This is a genomic window from Paraburkholderia translucens (genome assembly GCF_020881035.1).
Lineage (GTDB): Bacteria > Pseudomonadota > Gammaproteobacteria > Burkholderiales > Burkholderiaceae > Paraburkholderia > Paraburkholderia translucens.
In genome coordinates this window covers 473,926-494,217 of the sequence record NZ_JAJITC010000003.1, presented here as the reverse complement: position 1 = coordinate 494,217, position 20,292 = coordinate 473,926, and the positions used below count along the sequence as shown (strand labels likewise).

Annotated in this window: 12 protein-coding genes and 2 tRNA genes; 4 read left to right on the top strand and 10 right to left on the bottom strand. The window is 63.8% G+C overall.

The window, feature by feature from the left end:
* Positions 1 to 141 precede the first annotated feature (141 nt).
* Positions 142 to 4,224 carry a phosphoribosylformylglycinamidine synthase gene (purL, locus tag LJ655_RS07810; RefSeq protein ID WP_230560661.1) on the bottom strand — a complete coding sequence of 1,361 codons (4,083 nt, stop codon included), beginning with the start codon at positions 4,222 to 4,224 and terminating at the stop codon, positions 142 to 144.
* Between the two features lie 313 nt (positions 4,225 to 4,537).
* Here purL and LJ655_RS07805 point away from each other — a divergent pair, with 313 nt between their 5' ends.
* The 3 genes from LJ655_RS07805 (at position 4,538) to pgi (ending at position 9,469) form a co-directional block, all read left to right on the top strand.
* Entirely contained in the window at positions 4,538 to 5,833 is a 1,296-nt protein-coding gene (locus tag LJ655_RS07805; RefSeq protein ID WP_230560660.1) for an FAD-dependent oxidoreductase, read from the top strand.
* Between the two features lie 179 nt (positions 5,834 to 6,012).
* Positions 6,013 to 7,653 carry an NAD(P)H-hydrate dehydratase gene (locus tag LJ655_RS07800; RefSeq protein ID WP_230560659.1) on the top strand — a complete coding sequence of 547 codons (1,641 nt, stop codon included), beginning with the start codon at positions 6,013 to 6,015 and terminating at the stop codon, positions 7,651 to 7,653.
* Positions 7,654 to 7,846: 193 nt separating this feature from the next.
* Positions 7,847 to 9,469 carry a glucose-6-phosphate isomerase gene (pgi, locus tag LJ655_RS07795; RefSeq protein WP_230560658.1) on the top strand — a complete coding sequence of 541 codons (1,623 nt, stop codon included), beginning with the start codon at positions 7,847 to 7,849 and terminating at the stop codon, positions 9,467 to 9,469.
* Positions 9,470 to 9,482: 13 nt separating this feature from the next.
* On the opposite strand, the gene LJ655_RS07790 is transcribed toward pgi, so the two are convergent.
* The gene (locus LJ655_RS07790; RefSeq protein WP_230560657.1) at positions 9,483 to 10,169 is read right to left on the bottom strand and encodes an ABC transporter ATP-binding protein; all 687 of its coding nucleotides are present in this window, start codon (positions 10,167 to 10,169) and stop codon (positions 9,483 to 9,485) included.
* Here LJ655_RS07790 and LJ655_RS07785 point away from each other — a divergent pair.
* Positions 10,168 to 10,872 (top strand): arylesterase, encoded by a 705-nt coding sequence (locus tag LJ655_RS07785; RefSeq protein ID WP_230560695.1) that lies wholly within the window; start codon positions 10,168 to 10,170, stop codon positions 10,870 to 10,872. The genes LJ655_RS07790 and LJ655_RS07785 overlap by 2 nt on opposite strands.
* 85 nt (positions 10,873 to 10,957) lie before the next feature.
* Here LJ655_RS07785 and LJ655_RS07780 read toward each other — a convergent pair whose 3' ends face one another.
* The 8 genes from LJ655_RS07780 to tig form a co-directional block, all read right to left on the bottom strand.
* Positions 10,958 to 12,892, bottom strand: a complete 1,935-nt coding sequence (locus LJ655_RS07780; protein ID WP_230560656.1) for a SurA N-terminal domain-containing protein — start codon at positions 12,890 to 12,892, stop codon at positions 10,958 to 10,960.
* Positions 12,893 to 12,978: 86 nt separating this feature from the next.
* Positions 12,979 to 13,055: transfer RNA gene (locus LJ655_RS07775), tRNA-Asp, on the bottom strand.
* Between the two features lie 45 nt (positions 13,056 to 13,100).
* Positions 13,101 to 13,176, bottom strand: a tRNA-Val gene (locus LJ655_RS07770).
* Between the two features lie 99 nt (positions 13,177 to 13,275).
* On the bottom strand, positions 13,276 to 13,548 hold the full coding sequence (locus LJ655_RS07765) for an HU family DNA-binding protein (protein ID WP_230560655.1): 273 nt from the start codon (positions 13,546 to 13,548) through the stop codon (positions 13,276 to 13,278).
* Between the two features lie 374 nt (positions 13,549 to 13,922).
* Positions 13,923 to 16,343 (bottom strand): endopeptidase La, encoded by a 2,421-nt coding sequence (gene lon, locus LJ655_RS07760; RefSeq protein ID WP_230560654.1) that lies wholly within the window; start codon positions 16,341 to 16,343, stop codon positions 13,923 to 13,925.
* Between the two features lie 199 nt (positions 16,344 to 16,542).
* Complete coding sequence (gene clpX / locus LJ655_RS07755; RefSeq protein ID WP_230560653.1) at positions 16,543 to 17,814, bottom strand: ATP-dependent Clp protease ATP-binding subunit ClpX; 1,272 nt, start codon at positions 17,812 to 17,814, stop codon at positions 16,543 to 16,545.
* Positions 17,815 to 18,010: 196 nt separating this feature from the next.
* Positions 18,011 to 18,664 carry an ATP-dependent Clp endopeptidase proteolytic subunit ClpP gene (clpP, locus tag LJ655_RS07750; protein ID WP_013089401.1) on the bottom strand — a complete coding sequence of 218 codons (654 nt, stop codon included), beginning with the start codon at positions 18,662 to 18,664 and terminating at the stop codon, positions 18,011 to 18,013.
* Between the two features lie 195 nt (positions 18,665 to 18,859).
* Positions 18,860 to 20,206: a trigger factor gene (gene tig, locus LJ655_RS07745; RefSeq protein ID WP_230560652.1), complete on the bottom strand. Its 1,347-nt coding sequence runs from the start codon at positions 20,204 to 20,206 to the stop codon at positions 18,860 to 18,862.
* Positions 20,207 to 20,292 lie beyond the last annotated feature (86 nt).

Below are 20,292 nucleotides of genomic sequence, written 5' to 3'. Positions count from 1 at the left end.
TTCGGATACTCCGCCCGACGTTGCTGAAGCCCGAATGCAAAAAGCCGCCTGTGTGGGCGGCTTTTTTGTTGCTGCGAGGTTGGCGGCGACAGCGCGCTGCCGCCGCACAAAGGCCGCCGCAGGCAGCGGCCCCTCGGCTCATCACCCGAGCCAGCGGCGCGCGTTCTGGAACACGCGCAGCCACGGGCTCGCGTCCGTGCCGGTTTCGCCCCAGCCTTCAGGATGCCAGCTCATCTGCACCGCGCGATGCACGCGCTCCGTGTGCGGCATCAGCACCGTGAAGCGGCCGTCGGCCGTCGTGACCGACGTGATGCCCTCGGGCGAACCGTTCGGGTTGAACGGATACTGCTCGGTCGCCTGGCCACGGTGATCGACATAGCGCATCGCGACCGCCACCTTTGACTTGTCACCCTGCTGCGAGAAGTCCGCAAAGCCTTCGCCGTGCGCGACCGCGACCGGGATGCGCGAGCCTTCCATGCCGGCGAAGAAGAGAGACGGCGATGCCTGCACCTCGACGAGCGAGAAGCGCGCCTCGAACTTCTCCGACTTGTTGCGCGTGAACTTCGGCCATGCTTCGGCGCCGGGGATCATCGATGCGAGGCTGCTCATCATCTGGCAGCCGTTGCAGATGCCGAGCGCGAAGGTGTCGTCACGACCGAAGAACGCGGCGAACATGTCGGCCAGTTGCGCATTGAAGCGGATCGTCTTCGCCCAGCCCTCGCCGGCGCCCAGCGTGTCGCCGTAGGAGAAGCCACCGCACGCGACCGCGCCCGCGAAATCGGCGAGATTCGCGCGGCCCGCAAGCAGGTCGCTCATGTGCACGTCGTGCGCGTCGAAGCCGGCGCGATCGAATGCATAGGCCGTCTCCAGATGCGAGTTGACGCCCTGCTCGCGCAGGATCGCGACACGCGGACGCGCGCCCTTGCCGATGAACGGCGCGGCGACATCGTCAGCCGGATCGAAGCTCAGCACCGGGGTGATGCCGGGGTCCGCCGCGTCGAGCAAGGCGTCGTATTCGGCGTCGGCGCATGCCGGGTTGTCGCGCAGACGCGCGATGCGCCAGCTCACTTCGCTCCACGTGCGATGCAGTTCGGCGCGCGGCGCTTCGTAGACCTTCTTCGCGTCGCGATAGATCTCGATCACGTCGCGCTCGTTGGTCTTGCCGATCACGTGCGAGCACGCCGACAGACCGTGCTCGCGCAGCGCGGCGAGGACCGCGTCGCGATCGGCCGCGCGCACCTGCACGACGGCGCCGAGCTCTTCGTTGAAGAGCGCGCGCAGCGTGCGGTCTTCGCGACGGCCGCTGGTCTGCTTCGCCCAATCCTTCGCGTCGCCGTAGTCGGATTCGTGGTTCGCGTCGAGCACGAGCATGTCGACGTTCAGCGACACGCCCGCGTGGCCCGCGAACGCCATTTCGCACACGGTTGCCCACAGGCCGCCGTCCGAGCGGTCGTGGTACGCGAGCAGCTTGCCGTCGCGATTGAGCGCCTGGATCGCGTTGAAAAAGCGCTTCAGATCTTCCGGATCATCGACGTCCGGCACCGTGTCGCCGACCTGCTGCGTGACCTGCGCGAGGATGCTGCCGCCCAGACGCTGCTTGCCGCGGCCGAGATCGATCGCGATCAGCACCGACTCGCCGACTTCGCTCGCACGGCGCAGTTGCGGCGTCAGATGACGGCGCACGTCTTCGACCGGCGCGAAGGCCGAGATGATCAGCGACACCGGCGCGACCACTTCCTTCGCCACGCCGTTCTCCTCCCAGCGCGTGCGCATCGACAGCGAATCCTTGCCGACCGGAATGCCGATGCCAAGCGCCGGGCACAGTTCCATGCCGATCGCCTTGACCGTGTCGTAGAGCGCCGCGTCTTCGCCCGGTGCGCCGCACGCGGCCATCCAGTTGGCCGACAGCTTCAGCTTGTCGAGCGACGCGATCGGCGCCGCGGCGATGTTCGTGATCGCCTCGCCGACCGCCATGCGGCCCGACGCCGGCGCATTGATGACTGCGAGCGGCGTGCGCTCGGACATCGTCATCGCTTCGCCGTTGAAGCCCGCGTAATCCATCGTCGTAATCGCGACGTCGGCGACCGGCACCTGCCACGGGCCAACCATCTGGTCGCGCGCGGTAGTGCCGCCGACCGAGCGGTCGCCGATCGTGATCAGGAACGACTTGCTCGCGACCGTCGGATGACGCAGCACGCTTTGCGCGAGCTCTTGCAGCGCGAGGCCGGTCACGTCGACCGGTTCGAGCCTGCGTTCGACGCGTTTCACGTCGCGATGCATGCGCGGCGGCTTGCCGAGCAGCACTTCCATCGGCATGTCGACCGGCTGATGCGCGGCTTCGTTCTGCTCCGAATCGATGAGCTTCAGCTGACGCTCGGCGGTGGCCGTGCCGATCACCGCGAACGGGCAGCGCTCGCGCTCGCACATCGCCTCGAAAACCGGCAGATCGGCCGGCGCGATCGCGAGCACGTAGCGCTCCTGCGCTTCGTTCGACCAGATTTCACGCGGCGAAAGGCCGCTCTCTTCGAGCTGGATTTTGCGCAATTCGAACAGCGCACCCTTGCCCGCGCCGTCGACGACTTCGGGGAACGCGTTCGACAGACCGCCCGCGCCCACGTCGTGGATGCTGAGAATCGGGTTCTTGTCGCCGAGCTGCCAGCACGCGTTGATCACTTCCTGCGCGCGACGCTCGATCTCCGGATTGCCGCGCTGCACCGAGTCGAAGTCGAGCTCGGCGGTGTTGGTGCCGGTCGCCATCGAGCTCGCGGCGCCGCCGCCCATGCCGATGCGCATGCCCGGACCGCCGATCTGGATCAGCAACGAGCCTTCCGGCAGATCGTGCTTGTGCGTGTGCTGGTCGGAGATATTGCCGATGCCGCCCGCGATCATGATCGGCTTGTGATAGCCGCGCACGAGACCCGCGACGTTCTGCTCGTACGCACGGAAGTAGCCGCCAAGGTTCGGCCGGCCGAATTCGTTGTTGAACGCGGCGCCGCCGAGCGGGCCGTCGATCATGATCTGCAGCGGCGACGCGATGCGATCCGGGCGGCCGTACGCTTCGTGCTGGTCGGCCGGGTTGCGCTGCGCGAGCGGCCGAGCGGTATCGCGAGCGTTTTCCCACGCCTCGACGGCGCCCGGCAGTTCGAGGTTCGACACCGTGAAGCCCGTGAGACCCGCCTTCGGACGCGCGCCGCGGCCGGTCGCGCCTTCGTCGCGAATTTCGCCGCCCGCGCCGGTCGCAGCGCCCGGAAACGGCGAGATCGCCGTCGGGTGGTTGTGGGTTTCCACCTTCATCAGCGTGTGCGTGAGCTCGACGCTGCGCGCATAGTGCTCGGGCAATTCGCTCGCGCCGAGGTCAGCCGGCGTGCGCGGGAACCAGCGCTCGGCCATGCCGCCGACCATGATCGCCGAGTTGTCCGAATACGCGACGATCGTGCCCTGCGGGTTCAGCTTCTCGGTGTTGCGGATCATGTTGAACAGCGACATGTCCTGCTTCTCGCCATCGATCGTCCAGTCCGCGTTGAAGATCTTGTGGCGGCAATGCTCGCTGTTGGCCTGCGCGAACATCATCAGTTCGACGTCGGTCGGGTTGCGGCCGAGCTTCGTGAATGCGTCGACCAGATAGTCGATTTCGTCGTCGGCGAGCGCGAGGCCGAGTTCAGCGTTGGCGGCTTCGAGGGCGGCGCGGCCGCTTGCGAGCACGTCGACGGTTTGCAGCGGCTTGGCCGGCAGCTCGTCGAACAGATGCAGTGCATGGTCGCGCGACGCAGCCACGCTCTCGGTCATCCGATCGTGCAGCGCCGCGGCGACGGCCGCGCGGGCTTCGTCGGACAGCGTCTTCTTGCCGCCGAGCAGGCCGCTTTTCAGCGTGACCGTGTACTCGACGCCGCGCTCGATGCGCCGCACCTGCGTGAGGCCGCACAGATGCGCAATGTCGGTTGCCTTGCTGGCCCACGGCGACACGGTGCCAAAACGCGGCACGACGAGGAAGGTCTCGACGGCGCCGCGGTCTTTGCCTGCTTCGAACGGATCGCCGTAGTGCATCAACGCCTCGATCTTCGCGCTGTCTTCAGCGGACAGTTCGGTCTGGGCGTTGACGAAGTGCAGATATTGCCCGCGCACGCCGGTGATATTCGGGTCGATGCGCGTGAGCGTGTCGAGCAGGCGGGTTTGACGGAAATCGGAAAGGGCCGAAGCGCCGGGGAAACACGAGAAGTGGGCCATGGGACTTGACGTTGCGTCGCTCAATGATGCCGGGGAGTCGCGCATGCAGGCGACGTGAGGCGGAAAGGAAGTCCGGGATTATACCCCGGGAACGGGTGTCCGACGGGCTCCGGGGTCCGTGGGCGGTGGCCCGCGCCGTGCTGCGCGAGCCCGCGCCGCGCCGTCCGTCACGTCGCCGCGCGGGGGCTTTGACTGCTATTATTCGCGTTTCACCAGATCGGCGCGTGCGGCCCGGGCGACACCCGGCGGCGCGCCGCATGTCACACCCAACGGGAACGCGCGCAAGCCGCCCGTCGGCATATCGAATCAGAGCATGGATGTCATCGTCATTGGCGGCGGGATAGCGGGCGTCGCCACCGCCTATCACCTGCGCGCGGCCGGCCACCGGGTATGCGTCGTCGAGCGTCACGCGACCGTTGCGCAAGGCGCCACCTACGGGCAAGGCGGCAACGTGCTGCCGACGCCGCTCGACGTCTGGTTCGGCCCGACCTTCATGGCGAGCCGCAACAACGCAAAAAACGGCGTAATCAGCAAGACCGGATTCAACGGCGCCGCGCGGCAATTCGTCAAGCAGCTCGGACAATGGCAGGAACCGGAAGCGTTCGCGCGGCAGTATGCGCTGCTACGGCCGCTGATCGAATCATCGCGCGACGCAATGGCCGACGTCGAAGCCCGCTTCGGTCTCGATTTCGAACAGGCGAACGGGCTTTTGTACCTCGTGCGGGCCGCTCACGAATGGGAACTCAGCGCGCCCGCGCTCGATCTGCTGGGCCGGTTCGAGGTGCCGCATCACGTGCTGAGCCCGGCCGAATGCGCGGCGTTCGAGCATGCGGTGCCCACCGATCCAGAATTCGCCGGCGGCGTGCTGTTCGAACACGAGCGCACCGCGAACTGCCCGCTCTTCACGAAGCTCGTCAAACAGGTGCTCGATACGCTCGGTGGCGTGCAGTTCATGGCGAACTGCGAGGTGAGCGGCATTCGTCTCGAAAGCCAGCGCGCGGCGGTCGAACTGGCGCCACGCGAGAACGCGCCTCGCTCGCGCGAAATCGACGTGGTCCAGGCTGACGCGGTCGTGGTCGCGGCCGGTTACGGCAGCCTCGCGCTGCTCGAGCGCGCGGGGCTCAGGCTGCCGCTCTATCCGCTACGGCTGCATACGCTGGTCGCACCGATTGCGCACGAGGAATGCGCGCCGCACGTCGCAATCGTCGATGCGGTCAAGCGCATCGGCATCAGCCGCATGAACCATCGGCTGCGGATCGCGGGTGGCGCGGTGCTGCAAAGCCCCAGCCAGATCGACAGGCCGCTGGGTGAAGCGCTGACCAAAGAGGCGCTCGCGCTGCTGGGTCAGGCGACGCATGACTGGATTCCGGGTGCCGCGCGCATCTCGACGGCGCTGCCGTGGGAAGGCGTGAAGCTGCTGTCGCCCGATGGGCTGCCGGTGATCGGCAACGCGCTGCATCCGCGGCTGTTCGTCAACGTTGGGCACGGCCCGGCCGGCTGGGGTATCGCGTGCGGCGCGGGCAAGCTCGTTGCCGAGCTGATGTCGGGACAGACGCCGACGCTGCCGCAAGACACGCTCGCGGCCCTGCGGCCGGAGCGGTTCCAGTAGGGTCTCGCGTTCTTTCTGGCGGGTCTGGCGGGCTGACTGCACGCTCCCGGCACCCCTGCGCTCGTCGCGCCACGTCCACCGCACGCGGCGAAACAGCCGCCCACCGCGCGGCTATCGGCACTACCATAGCGATTCCCATGTCTGCCCGCCGAGCCGCGGGCGCACCGCCGGGTTTCGCCATGACAGATGCAGACCACTCACCGCCCGTCCTTTTCGATCCGCTGACCGACTCGCCGCCGCGTGCGCTGCCGCTGCTGACGCTGACCGACTTGCGGATCGCCGAATCCCAGGCCGCCGCGACCCTGCCCGGGCACACGCTCATGGCGCGCGCCGGCTACGCGGCCGCGCGCTGGCTGCTCCGGCGGATTGCAGCGGATACGTCGGTGGCGAACGCGCAGCAGCGCGTCTTTCTGATCGCAGGTCCCGGCAACAACGGCGGCGACGCGCTGGTCGTCGCGACGGAACTGCACAAAGCGGGCATTGCCGTCGCAGTCTGCATGCCGGTTGAAGTGAAGCCCGCCGACGCGCGCTGGGCGCTCGACGCCGCGCGGGCCGCGGGCGTGCCGATCGACACGGCGCCGCCCGCCTCGCTCGACGGCTACGGCTGGCTTGTCGACGGCATGTTCGGCATCGGCCTCGTGAGGCCGCTCGACGGCGTGTTCGCGGCGCTTGCGCGGCAGCTGTCGGAACGCACGCAGACTCGCCCGGCCCAAGGCGCCGTGCTCGCGCTCGATGTGCCGAGCGGGCTCGACAGCGACACCGGCGCGGTGATCGGCGGCCACGGCGCGGCAGCGGTTCACGCCACGCACACGGTCACGTTCATCGGCGCAAAGCCGGGGCTTTTCACCGCGCAGGGCCGCGACCTCGCCGGCCGGGTGACGGTCGCACCGATCGGGCTCGCGGCAGGAATCATCGGCGACGGCGGCCGGGATCCCGCCACGAGCAGCGGCGCCAAGATGATCCAGCTCAGCGCCCCCGATCTCTTCGGGCCCTTCATGCCCCCGCGCGACTTCGCGGCCAACAAGGGCACATTTGGCAGCCTCGCGGTGGTCGGCGGCGACACCGGCATGTGCGGCGCGCCGATCCTCGCGGCGCGCGCGGCACTCTATACGGGCGCGGGCAAGGTCCACGTCGCGCTGCTGGGCGAAGGCGCCCCGCCCTACGATCCGCCACACCCCGAACTGATGCTGCATCCAATCGACACGCTGCCGCTCAACGCGATGGACGCACTTGCGATCGGCTGCGGCATGGGTCATGGAGAACGCGCGGCGCGCGTCCTGCACGAGGTGCTGCAGCTCGACGTGCCGAAGCTGTTCGACGCCGACGCGCTGAACCTGATCGCGAAAGATCCCGCGCTCGCCGCAGACGTCGCCGCGCGCGGCGCGCAAGGCGATCCGTGCATCCTGACGCCGCATCCGCTCGAAGCAGCGCGTCTGCTGGGCAGCGACGCCGCCAGCGTGCAGCGCGACCGGCTCGCGGCCGCCCGCGCGCTCGCGGCGCGCTTTGCGAGCGTCGTCGTGCTGAAGGGCGTCGGCACGATCATTGCCGCGCCCGACGGCCGCCTCGCACTGAACCCGACCGGCAACGCCGCGCTCGCGACAGGCGGTACCGGCGACGTGCTCGGCGGCATGATCGGCGCGCTGCTCGCGCAGCATCTGCCGCGCTTCGAGGCGGCGCTCGCGGGCGTCTACCTGCACGGCCTCGCCGCCGATACGCTGACCGCGCAAGGCCAGGGCCCCGCGGGTCTCACGGCCGGCGAGCTGGCGCCGATGGTGCGGACCTTGTTGAACCGGCTGTTCTATCCGGCGCCGGCTGCCTGAGGGACGTATCGCGCGCCGCGCGTTCGCCTCGCTCGTACACATCGATGAAACATCGCCGTTTCCATCATTGCGGCGCGTGCAAGGCACTGCTGCCCGTCACGCATCCCCGCTATACTGACTGCCTGCGCTGCATCATTCTCGGCCGCGCTTCATGCGCGCGCCTTCCTTCGTGCCCCTTGGTTAGACGGACGCTATGACCCAGAACTCGCTCCCCTCCTGGTCCTCGCTGCAGACGCATTACGACACGATTCGCGATGCGCATCTGCGCGACTGGTTCGCCCCCGAGAACGATCCCGCTCCCACGCGCGCCGAACGCTTCACGTTCGCGGGCGGCGGTCTCGCCGCCGATTTCTCGAAGCACCGCATCACCGACGAAACCCTGCGGCTACTCGTGCAACTCGCGCGCGAAGCCGGCGTGGAGAAACGCCGCGACGCCATGTTCGCCGGCGAGGTCGTCAATCCGACCGAAGGCCGCGCCGCGCTGCACACCGCATTGCGCGCAACTGACCCGAACGCGCCGTTCTTCGCGCAGGTGCAGGCCGAGCGCAAAAAAATGGCCGCGTTCGCCGAGCAGGTTCGCAGCGGCGCGTGGACCGGCTACACCGGCAAGCGGATTCGTCATGTCGTGAATATCGGCATCGGCGGCTCGGATCTCGGTCCGAAGATGGTCGTGCACGCGCTGCATCATCTCGCGACGCCGGAGATCTCGACGCATTTCGTGTCGAACGTCGACGGCGCCGATCTATACAACGTGATGCAGCAGATCGATCCCGAAGAGACGCTCGCGATCGTCGTGTCGAAGACCTTCACGACACTGGAAACGATGACCAACGCCCACTCGTTGCGCGACTGGTTCATCCAGAAAGGCTGCCCGGAAAGCGCGCTTGCGAAGCACTTCGTGGGTGTGTCTGCGAATCCGGCCGAAGTCGTGAAGTTCGGGATCGCGAAGGAGAACGTGTTCGAGATGTGGGATTGGGTCGGCGGCCGCTATTCGCTGTGGTCGGCAGTCGGTCTATCGATCATGATCGCGGTCGGCCCACAGCAGTTCGATGAGTTGCTCGCCGGCGCCAACGAAATGGACCAGCATTTCCGCACCGCGCCGCTTGAAAAGAACCTGCCGGTCTTGCTCGGCATGATCGGCGTCTGGTATCGCAATTTCTTCGGCTCGCAGAGCTACCTGGTCGCGCCGTATTCGCAAGCGCTGCATTATCTGCCTTCTTATCTCCAGCAGCTCGAAATGGAGAGCAACGGCAAGTCCGCGCGTCTCGATGGCGCGATGGTCGACTATGCGACTTCCGCGGTCACGTGGGGCGAACCTGGCACGAACGGCCAGCACGCGTTCTTCCAGATGCTGCACCAGGGCCCGACGATCGTGCCGATCGATTTCATCGCGGTGCTGACGCCCGAGCATCCGCTCGCGAGCCATCACCCGAAGCTGCTGGCCAACTGCTTCGCGCAAAGCGAAGCGCTGATGCTGGGTCGCACGCTCGAAGAAGCGAAGAAAGTGGCTGGCCCCGACAAACCGGAGCTCGCCCCGCACCTCGCGTTCCCCGGCAACCGGCCGACCGCGACGCTGCTGCTCGACGCGCTGAACGCGCGGACGCTCGGCGCGCTGATCGCGCTTTATGAGCACAAGGTGCTGGTGCAGGCGTCGGTGTGGAACATCAACCCGTTCGATCAGTGGGGCGTCGAACTCGGCAAGATCCTCGGCAAGGTCGTCGAAGCCGATCTGGGCGCGCAAAGTGCCGATGTGAAGAAGCACGACTCGTCTACCTCGGCGTTGATCGCACGGGCACGGGCTGCGTTGAAGCGCTGATCGGCCTTGCGGGCTACGCGAGCCGCCCCGCTTCGATCGTGACCGTCGTATCGCAACGGCGCGCGAGTTCGATGTCGTGTGTCACGAGCACGAGCGTCGCGCCATGCGCGCGATTCATCTCGAACATCAGATCGATGACCGCATGGCCGGTGGCGGCGTCGAGACTGCCGGTAGGTTCGTCGGCGAACAGGATCGCCGGACGCGTGACGAACGCACGCGCAAGCGCAACGCGCTGCTGCTCGCCGCCCGACAACAGCTTCGGATAGTGACCGGTACGCTTGCCGAGCCCGACCTCTTCGAGGAGCTCGCGTGCACGTGCGGCGGCTTCGCGGGTGCCGATGCCGCCTTGCAGCTCGAGCGGCAACGAGACGTTTTCGAGTGCGGTCAGATGCGGCATCAATTGAAACGACTGGAACACGAAGCCGACCGCTCCACTGCGCAACGCGGCGCGCCCGTCTTCGTCGAGCTCGCCGAGTTCGTGGCCAAGCAGCCGAACCGAGCCCGCGCTCGCGCTGTCCAATCCCGCGAGCAAGCCGAGCAGCGTAGACTTGCCCGACCCGGATGCACCGACGATCGCCACGCTGCTTCCGGCATCGATGGCAAGATCGATGTTGTCGAGGATCGTCAGTTCGCCCGTTGCATCCTTAACCCTCTTGCACAAACCCCGCACTTCAATGACTGGATCAGTTCTGTTTGGCATGGTGAAGCGTAGGTTGAAAGTGCGCGCCATCGCCCCTCGCGCCGCCGCGCTGACTGCGGCATTCGGCGCCACCATGATGGCCGCCGCGCTGGTTTCCTTGCCGTTGCGGGCTCACGCTGCGAATGCGCCAGAACCCGCGAAGCCGGTGATCGTCGTGCTCGGCGACAGCATCTCCGCTGAGTACGGCCTGCCTCGCGATACGGGCTGGGTCGCGTTGATGCGTCAGCGTCTTGCCGAAGAGCGCATCGATTATAGCGTCGCTAATGCGAGCATCAGCGGCGACACGACGAGCGGCGGACGCGCGCGTCTGCCTGCGCTGATGGAACGGCTCAAGCCGAGCATCGTGATCGTCGAGCTTGGCGCCAACGACGCATTGCGCGGCGTGCCGCTCTCCACGACCGAGGACAACCTGCGCACGATCATCGAACAGGCGCAGCAAGGTCACGCGAAGGTCGTACTCGTCGGCATGTATGTGCCGCCCAATTACGGCCCCGACTACACGCAAAAGTTCCATGGCCTCTACGGCGAGCTATCGAAGGAGTTCCATTTGCCCCTCGTGCCGTTTTTGCTCGCCGGCATCGTGGATAAGCCGGACATGTTCCAGACCGATCAGATCCACCCCACGCAGCAGGCGCAGCCCGTGCTGCTCAACAACGTGTGGCCCGCTGTCAAGCCACTGCTTCGCACGAGTTCTCCTCGCTGAAAAGCCTGCTGAACGGCTTGTGACATGAAAAAGCCCCGCATTGGCGGGGCTTTTTTTGAGAAAAATCGGTGATGCTTACGACGGCTTACTGGTCGACCGCCTGCGCGGCGCCATCGAGCGAACCGTAGAACTTCACGCTCGAACGCTCGCGCAGTGCCTTCAGATACGCTTCGGCCTGCGTCTGCGCGTCGACCTGAGCGATCTGCTGCTGCGCAGCGGCGAGATGCTCAGCATCGGTGGCCGCGGGCGGCACGATCTGGTTCACGCGATAGATTGCGTAGCCATCGTCGCCGAGATCGACACCGACGTAGGCCGGCAGTTTTTGCGCATCGACCTTGTAGATGGCGCTCAGTGCGGCAGGCGGCACGCCTTGCGCGTCATTGCGCGACACCTTCAGCGGCGACGAGAAACCGGTGGTCGACTTCGACTTCTCGAACTCCGCCAGCTTCGCGATGCCGTCCTTATGTGCGGCCTCGTTCGATTGCTCGGCGATCACCTTCTGACGGACCGCGTCCTTCACCGCGTCGAACGCCGGCACGGCAGCGGGCTTGTAGTCGGTGATGCGCGCAGCGATCAGCGTATTGTTGCCGACGTCGATGGCCTGCGTATTGTTATGCGCCGACACGGAGTCGTTCGCGAATACGGCCGCGAGGAACTTCGGGTTGTTCAGCGGGCTGTCGGGTGCCAGCTTCGGATCCGGCTGCGGTGTGACCGTCGCGGTCTGGATCTGTAGCTTGAACTTGTCCGCGGCCGGCTGCAGGCTCTTCGCCTTTTCATAGACGAGCGACGTGAATCCTTCCGAGCTGTCGGTAAACGCCTTGGCCGCCAGTTGCGTCTTCAGCTCTTTGGCGATCTGGTCTTTGACTTCGTCGAACGATTTGGTGACCGCCGGCTTCACATCCGTGACCTTGACGATATGGAAACCGAAGTCGGTCTGCACGATGCCGCTGATTTCGTCCTTTTTCAGCGCGAACACCGCATCGTCGAACGCGGGGCCGCCCGCGATCATGCCACGGCCGAAGTAACCGAGATCGCCACCCTTCGACGCCGAACCCGGATCCTGCGAATTCTGCTGCGCGATCTGCGCAAACTGATCCGGATGCGCCTTGACCTGCGCGAGCAACTCCTCGGCCTTCTGCTTCGCCTTGGCCTTGTCGGCCGCGCTCGCGTCCTTCGGTGCCGCGACCAGAATGTGGCTCGCGCGCACTTCGCCTTCGGTGCGGAAGTGCGCGATGTTCTCGTCGTAGTACTTCTTCAGGTCCGCGTCGCTCGGCTGCACCGAGGCGCTCAGCGTGGCCGGCGACATCACCAGGTACTGGATCGTCGCGGTAGCGGGCGTCGCGAAGTCGTTGCGATGCGCGTCGTAATACGCTTGCAGTTGAGCATCGGTCGGCTGGATTTTTGCTGCGTAGTCGTGCGGATGGAACGCAATGCCTTGCACTTCCCGCTGCTGCTGGGCGAGCTCGGTGAGGTGTTGCGCGAGCGTCTTCGACGTGAAGGCGCTCGCTTCGATGCTGGCGGGCAGCTGTTGCATCGCGAGGTTGTAGCGCACGCGCTCGTCGTACTGATCGGGCGTCATGCCTTGCATCGCGAGCAACTGCTTGTAGCGGTCGAGGTCGATCGAACCGTCCGGGTTTTTCAGCGACGAGATCACCGGATCGGAGAGCAGCGCGCGGCGCACCGCGTCGTCCGATGCGCTCAGATGGAGACGCTGCGTTTCGTCGGCGAGCACACGCTGCTCGATCATGCCGTCGAGCATCTGGCGACGGCGCTCCGGCGTGTCGAACGCCTTCATGTCGAACTGCGCGCCGAGCATCTGACGCCCGCGGTCGATCTGCTGACGCATCGCGTCGTCGTACTCGACGCGGGTGATCTTGTGACCGTTGACACTCGCGACGTTTGCACTTTCGTCAAAGAAGCCGCGGAAGCCCTGGATACCCACGAAACCCAACCCCGGCAAAATGACCAGGATGAGCATGAACATCATCAGGCGTTGGTGGTTGCGGAAAAAATCGAGCATGCGAGAGGGCTGCCAAAAACAGAACGCCCGATCTTACAACAGCGGGCAACAAAAAAGGCGAACCGGAGTTCGCCTTTCGTGGATACTGGCGGAGTGGACGGGACTCGAACCCGCGACCCCCGGCGTGACAGGCCGGTATTCTAACCGACTGAACTACCACTCCTTATACTGCGCTTACTACTGAAAACACTGCCAAAGAATCTGAAACTGGTGGGTGCTGAGAGGCTCGAACTCCCGACCTACGCCTTGTAAGGGCGCCGCTCTACCAACTGAGCTAAGCACCCGTTTCGTGATTCAGTGCTTGATGTGCTTCCTGTCTTGCTGCTGCTTTCTAAGCGGATGTTAAAGCACCCGGTTCAGCAATTCCTCAAGCAGCAAGCCCGTTAGTTTAGCGCATCCTTCAGTGCTTTGCCAGGCCTAAATTTAGGAACTTTTGCCGCCTTGATTTTGATTTCGGCGCCCGTGCGCGGATTGCGTCCAGTGCGTGCCGTGCGTTTGCCGACCGCGAACGTACCGAAGCCGACCAACGTGACCGAGCCGCCTTTCTTCAACGTATTTTTGACACCGGCGATCACTGCATCGAGTGCACGGCCGGCCGCGGCTTTGGAAATGTCGGCTTGCTGTGCGATGTGATCGATCAATTCCGTCTTGTTCATTCCAATCCCCGTGAATGTTTATTGGCAATTGTGGCAGTGCTTTCCAGCACCTCCCGCCACGCGGCCGGCGGTGACGCCAGGCCGCCCCATTAGAAGTGGCCGAAACCCTTGTGTCAAGCGGGGTTGCGCCTGACCGGAATGGTTTTAGAGGGGTGCTTTGCATGTTGCAGCGGAAAGACTGGCGATGCGGCGCAACGACGCGCGTGTCTTGCGCTGCCGGGAATGTGGGATTTCGTCGAAGAGCGGAACTTGCAGAGCGAATGACGAGGTGGTGCGGCCAATAAAAAACCCGCGGCCATGACCGCGGGTTCTCTGGTTGAGTAGCAGCACTACGCGAAGCTTCGGTGTCAGCGCATTTTCATGCGCTTCGAACCTCAGTGCTTGACGACCTCCGTTGCGGAATCCTTGTCCGGCTCGGCACCAACCGGCGCCGAAGGCTTCGGCTCGTCTTCCGGCAACGCTTGCGGCGCTCGTTCGAGCGCGAGTTCGAGCACCTTGTCGATCCAGCGGACCGGCACGATTTCGATCGCGTTCTTCACGTTGTCCGGAATCTCGGTCAAGTCCTTGACGTTCTCTTCCGGAATCAGCACCAGCTTGATGCCACCGCGATGCGCCGCCAGCAGCTTCTCCTTCAGGCCGCCGATCGGCAGCACTTCGCCACGCAATGTGATTTCGCCCGTCATCGCGACATCGGCGCGCACCGGTATGCCGGTCAACACCGACACCAGCGCGGTCGTCATCGCGATACCGGCCGAGGGACCGTCTTTCGGGGTCGCCCCTTCCGGCACGTGAATGTGAATGTCCTGCTTCTCGAACGCTTCGTCCTTGATGCCAAGACGACGCGAACGCGAACGCACGACCGAGCGCGCCGCCTCGACGGATTCCTTCATTACGTCGCCGAGCGAACCCGTGCGGATCACATTGCCCTTGCCCGGCATCACCGCGGCTTCGATGGTCAGCAGATCGCCGCCCACTTCCGTCCACGCGAGACCCGTGACCTGGCCTACCTGATTTTCCTTCGCGGCCAAACCGAAGTCGTACTTGCGCACGCCGAGGAACGTGTCGAGATTGCTGCCGTCGACCTTCGCCGCGCCTTCCGCCTTCTTTAGCAACAGCATCTTCACGACCTTGCGGCAGATCTTCGAAATTTCACGCTCGAGCGAACGGACGCCCGCTTCGCGCGTGTAATAACGAATGATGTCGCGAATCGCTGTTTCCGTCACATCGACCTCGCCGTCCTTGAGGCCGTTGTTCTTCTTCTGTTTGGGCAAAAGATACCGCTGCGCGATACTGACCTTCTCGTCTTCCGTGTAGCCCGACAGACGGATCACTTCCATCCGGTCGAGCAACGGCGGCGGAATGTTCAGCGAGTTCGACGTCGCCACGAACATCACGTCCGACAGATCGAAGTCGACTTCGACATAGTGATCGGCAAACGTGTGGTTCTGTTCCGGGTCGAGCACTTCGAGCAGCGCCGACGACGGATCGCCGCGGAAGTCCTGGCCCATCTTGTCGACTTCGTCGAGCAGGAAAAGCGGATTGCGCACGCCGACCTTGGTCAGGCTTTGCAGGATCTTGCCCGGCATCGAACCGATGTACGTACGACGGTGGCCGCGAATCTCGGCTTCGTCTCGCACGCCGCCCAAGGCCATGCGCACGAACTTGCGGTTCGTCGCACGCGCGATCGACTGGCCGAGCGAAGTCTTACCGACACCCGGAGGCCCAACGAGGCACAGGATCGGCGCCTTGACCTTGTCGACACGCTGCTGCACCGCGAGATACTCGAGAATGCGTTCCTTGACCTTCTCGAGACCGAAGTGGTCTTCGTCGAGCACGCGCTCTGCATTCGACAGGTCGTTGTTGACCTTGCTCTTCTTGCGCCACGGCAAGCCGATCAGCGTGTCGATGTAGTTGCGCACGACCGTCGCTTCCGCCGACATGGGCGACATCAGCTTGAGCTTCTTCAGCTCGGCGTCGGCCTTCTTCTTGGCTTCCTTCGGCATGCGGGCTGCCGTAATGCGCTTCTCGAGTTCTTCGAGATCCGCACCTTCTTCGCCCTCGCCGAGTTCCTTCTGGATCGCCTTGACCTGTTCGTTCAGGTAGTACTCGCGTTGGCTCTTCTCCATCTGGCGCTTCACGCGCCCGCGGATACGCTTTTCGACCTGCAGGATGTCGATCTCGGCTTCGAGTTGCGCGAGCAGATGTTCGAGCCGCTCGATCACAGGGAACATCTCGAGGATGTGCTGCTTCTGATCGAGCTTGAGCGGCAGATGCGCTGCGATCGTATCGGCGAGACGCCCAGCCTCGTCGATACCCGACAGCGACGTCAGGATCTCGGGCGGAATCTTCTTGTTCAGCTTCACATACTGATCGAACTGCGACACGATCGCGCGACGCAGCGCTTCAGTCTCAGCGCTGTCGGCGTGGTCGGGTTCGAGCGGCATGACTTCGCACGAGAACTGCGTTTCCTGTTCTTCGATGGAAAGCGTTTTCGCGCGCTGCAAGCCTTCGACAAGCACCTTCACAGTACCGTCGGGCAGCTTCAGCATCTGCAGGATGTTGGCGATACACCCTACTTCGTACATGTCCTTTTCGGTCGGCTCGTCTTTCGCAGCCGTTTTCTGGGCGACGAGCATGATGTGCTTGCCGCCTTCCATCGCTGCTTCGAGAGCCTTGATCGACTTCGGGCGGCCTACGAAGAGCGGAATCACCATGTGCGGGAAAACGACTACGTCGCGCAGCGGGAGCAGCGGCAGCGTAATGCGTTCCGGCGGGAGGAGTTGGGTTCCTGACATTTCATTTCCCCATGAGTGGAATCAGTTCGTTCGATAGGTGAGGCCAGCAGAAAATATTGCAAGCCTCCGCGTGTGGGAAAAGTTCAGTGACTCCGAAAGTTCAGTGACTCCATAGTGAGAACAACCAGTCTGACCACACGATAAACGAAAAAGCCGTTCACGTCGCCATGAACGGCCTTTTGGAGAACTCTAAAGCCGATCAGTTAGAACCCGCCACCTTCGGCGCGTCTTCGTAAATCAGCAGCGGTTTGCCGTCGCCGTCGATAACGTTGTCGTCGATGATGACCTTGCTGACCCCTTTCATTTGAGGCAGATCGTACATTACATCAAGCAACGCCTGTTCCAGAATCGAACGCAGGCCCCGCGCGCCGGTCTTGCGGCGAATCGCCTTGCGCGCCACGGCCTGCAGAGCGGCCGGACGAATCTCGAGCTCGACGCGCTCCATGCCGAAGAGCTTGTGGTACTGCTTGACCAGCGCATTCTTCGGCTCGACGAGAATCTTCATCAGCGCCGCTTCGTCGAGCTTGCCGAGCGTGGCAACCACTGGCAAACGGCCGATCAGTTCCGGAATCAGGCCGAACTTGATCAGATCTTCCGGCTCGACTTCGCGCAGCACTTCGCCGGCATCGCGGTCCTGCTTGCTCTTCACGCTCGCGCCGAAGCCGATGCCGGTCTTCTCGGTACGATCTACGATGACTTTCTCGAGGCCGTCGAACGCACCGCCGCAGATGAACAGGATGTTCGTCGTATCAACCTGGATGAAGTCCTGGTTGGGATGCTTACGACCGCCTTGCGGCGGCACCGACGCCATCGTGCCTTCGACCAGTTTCAGGAGGGCCTGCTGCACGCCTTCGCCCGATACGTCGCGCGTGATGGAGGGGTTGTCGGACTTGCGGCTGATCTTGTCGATTTCGTCGATATAGACGATGCCGCGCTGCGCCTTGTCCACCTCGTAATTGCAGTTCTGCAGCAGCTTCTGAATAATGTTCTCGACGTCTTCGCCGACATAACCGGCTTCCGTCAGCGTGGTCGCGTCCGCAATCACGAACGGCACGTTCAGAAGGCGCGCGAGCGTCTGCGCGAGCAAAGTCTTGCCGGAGCCCGTCGGGCCAATCAGCAGGATGTTGCTCTTCGACAGCTCGACTTCGTCCTTTTTGTCGAGATGTTTGAGGCGCTTGTAGTGGTTGTAGACCGCAACCGCGAGGATCTTCTTCGCGCGCTCCTGACCGATCACGTACTGGTCCAGAATTTCGCGGATTTCCTGCGGAGTTGGCAGATCGGACTTGGACAAGCCCGCCTCGATGCCCGCACCCGCAGCCTCGTCGCGAATGATTTCGTTGCACAGGTCGATACATTCATCGCAAATGAACACCGACGGGCCAGCAATCAGTTTCTTAACCTCATGCTGACTCTTGCCGCAGAACGAGCAATACAACAGCTTTTCGCTGTTAGAACCTTTCTTGTCCGCCATAGATGTGTGAGCCTCCGGACACCGGATTACATAATACGCCGTTTGCCCCCGCCACGCAGTTTGGGCGCGGCAGGGCTAGTGAGCAGGATAACGGCGCTTGCCGCAGACGCCCGGACGGAAGTGGAACCTTCACAACCAGCCCGACGACGGTTTTGCCGCAACAACGGACAAAACAGCGGAACAAAACCGTACCAGATCAGGGGCGCTTGTGCGCCACCTGATCGACGAGGCCGTAAGCTTGCGCGTCATCGCCAGACATGAAATTGTCGCGGTCTGTGTCGCGCGCGATGCGTTCGACGGGCTGACCGGTATGGTGCGCAAGCAGATGATTGAGCCGATCCTTCAGGTACAGGATTTCTCGCGCCTGGATTTCGATGTCCGATGCCTGGCCGCGCGCGCCGCCGAGCGGCTGGTGAATCATCACACGTGAATTCGGCAGCGCGAAACGCTTGCCCTTCGCGCCGGCCGCGAGCAGGAACGCGCCCATGCTTGCCGCGAGCCCCATACACAGCGTCGAGACGTCCGGCTTGATGAACTGCATCGTATCGTAGATCGCCATACCCGCCGACACCGAACCGCCCGGGCTGTTGATGTAGAAATAGATGTCCTTGTCCGGATTTTCGCTTTCGAGAAACAGCATCTGTGCGACCACCAGATTGGCCGTCTGGTCGTTCACTTCGCCCACGAGGAACACGATGCGTTCCTTCAGTAGACGCGAATAGATATCATACGAGCGCTCGCCCCGGCCGCTCGTTTCCACGACGATCGGCACCAGACCGAGTGCCTGCGCTTCGAGATCCCGGGACGACTGGGAGGTCAACGTGTCCAGCATTTGGGCGCGAAAGGTCATGCAATGGATCCTTGTCTGGAGATAGTCTGAATATTTACCGCTGGACACAGGTTGGTGCAACGAGCCCGTATTCAAGTGCCGCCTGATGTATGCGCCGCACGACCTGATCCGGTACGTCACACATTTCCACGGCACAAAAAAACGGCGTGCGGGCCGTCGGTCGCTCCGACAGCCGGCACGCCGTTGCAGCGACGCTTACGCCTGCGCCGTTGCGCTTGCCAGTTCTTCGAAGCTCACTTCCTTGTCCGTCACCTTGGCCTTGCTGAGGACGAAGTCGACGACGTTGGCTTCAACGACATACGCTTCCATTTCAGCAAGACGTTGCTGGTTTGAATAATACCAGCGGACGACTTCCTTCGGGTCTTCATAGCTTTTCGCGAATTCGTCGACTTCGGCGCGGATCTGCTCCGGCTTCGCCTGCAGTTCGTTCGCCTTCACGAGTTCGGCCAGCACGAGGCCCAGCTTCACGCGGCGCTCGGCCTGCTCCTTGAACATCGCGGCCGGAATCGGCGCGTCCTTGGCGTTCGGCACACCGCGCTGCTCCAGATCCTGGCGAGCCATCGCGACGAGGCGCTCCTGATCCTGCTCGATGAGCGCGTTGGGTACGTCGAGTTCGGAGATCTTCAGCAGTGCGTCCATCACCTGATTCTTGACGATCGCCTGCGTGCGACGCTTCGCTTCACGCTCGAGGTTGTCCTTGATTTCGGCGCGCATCTTGGTCAGATCGCCATCCGCGATGCCGAGCGACTTCGCGAATTCGCCGTCGACTTCCGGCAGATGCGGCCATTCGATCTTCTTCATCGTGATCGTGAATTGCGCCGTTTTACCTGCCACTTCCTTGCCGTGGTAGTCGTCCGGGAACTTCAGGTCGAATTGCTTCGCTTCACCGGCCTTCAGGCCGAGCGCTGCTTTTTCGAATTCCGGCAACATGCGGCCTTCGCCGAGGATGAAGCTGAAGTCTTCGGCGGTACCACCCTGGAATGCTTCGCCGTCGAGCTTGCCGACGAAGTCGACCGTCACGCGATCGCCGTCTTTCGCGGCCGTGTCCGCGCCGCCGTCGCCGTGCTCGCCGGATTCGCCACGAGCGTGGAAATGCACGCGCTGCTTGCGCAGGATGTCCAGCGTGCGGTCGATTTCAGCTTCGCTGATCGTGGTCGTGGTGCGCTCGATTTCTGCGGTGGCGATGTCGCCCAGCTTCACTTCCGGGTACACCTCGAAGGTCGCGTCGAACGCGTAGCTGCCTTCGGCGGCGTCGGCCTTCGGCGCGAAGCTCGGCTGACCTGCGACACGCAGGTTTTCGGTGCGGCTGATGTCGAAGAATTCCTTGCCGACCTTGTCGCTCAGCACTTCGGCTTCCACCTGACCCGAATACTGTTGCGTCACCATCTTGAGCGGCACCTTGCCCGGGCGGAAACCCGGCATGCGCACGTTCTTCGCGAGTTGACGGATACGCGAATCCACTTCCTTCTGCACGGCATCCTTCGGCAGGGAAATCGTTACGCGGCGTTCGAGCTTGCCGAGGTTTTCAACAACGTTAGCCATGGCTTCAATCGTCCTAAAATTATTCGAGCGAATCAGTTATCTTCTCGTGCCGCCTGTCGATGTCGCTTGGCATCGGCGTCGCATCG

Coding starts and splice junctions, on each gene's coding strand:
- purL (WP_230560661.1), bottom strand. CDS start 4,224: ATGGCCCACTTCTCGTGTTTCCCCGGCGCTTCGGCCCTTTCCGATTTC.
- LJ655_RS07805 (WP_230560660.1), top strand. CDS start 4,538: ATGGATGTCATCGTCATTGGCGGCGGGATAGCGGGCGTCGCCACCGCC.
- LJ655_RS07800 (WP_230560659.1), top strand. CDS start 6,013: ATGACAGATGCAGACCACTCACCGCCCGTCCTTTTCGATCCGCTGACC.
- pgi (WP_230560658.1), top strand. CDS start 7,847: ATGACCCAGAACTCGCTCCCCTCCTGGTCCTCGCTGCAGACGCATTAC.
- LJ655_RS07785 (WP_230560695.1), top strand. CDS start 10,168: ATGGTGAAGCGTAGGTTGAAAGTGCGCGCCATCGCCCCTCGCGCCGCC.
- LJ655_RS07790 (WP_230560657.1), bottom strand. CDS start 10,169: ATGCCAAACAGAACTGATCCAGTCATTGAAGTGCGGGGTTTGTGCAAG.
- LJ655_RS07780 (WP_230560656.1), bottom strand. CDS start 12,892: ATGCTCGATTTTTTCCGCAACCACCAACGCCTGATGATGTTCATGCTC.
- LJ655_RS07765 (WP_230560655.1), bottom strand. CDS start 13,548: ATGAACAAGACGGAATTGATCGATCACATCGCACAGCAAGCCGACATT.
- lon (WP_230560654.1), bottom strand. CDS start 16,343: ATGTCAGGAACCCAACTCCTCCCGCCGGAACGCATTACGCTGCCGCTG.
- clpX (WP_230560653.1), bottom strand. CDS start 17,814: ATGGCGGACAAGAAAGGTTCTAACAGCGAAAAGCTGTTGTATTGCTCG.
- clpP (WP_013089401.1), bottom strand. CDS start 18,664: ATGACCTTTCGCGCCCAAATGCTGGACACGTTGACCTCCCAGTCGTCC.
- tig (WP_230560652.1), bottom strand. CDS start 20,206: ATGGCTAACGTTGTTGAAAACCTCGGCAAGCTCGAACGCCGCGTAACG.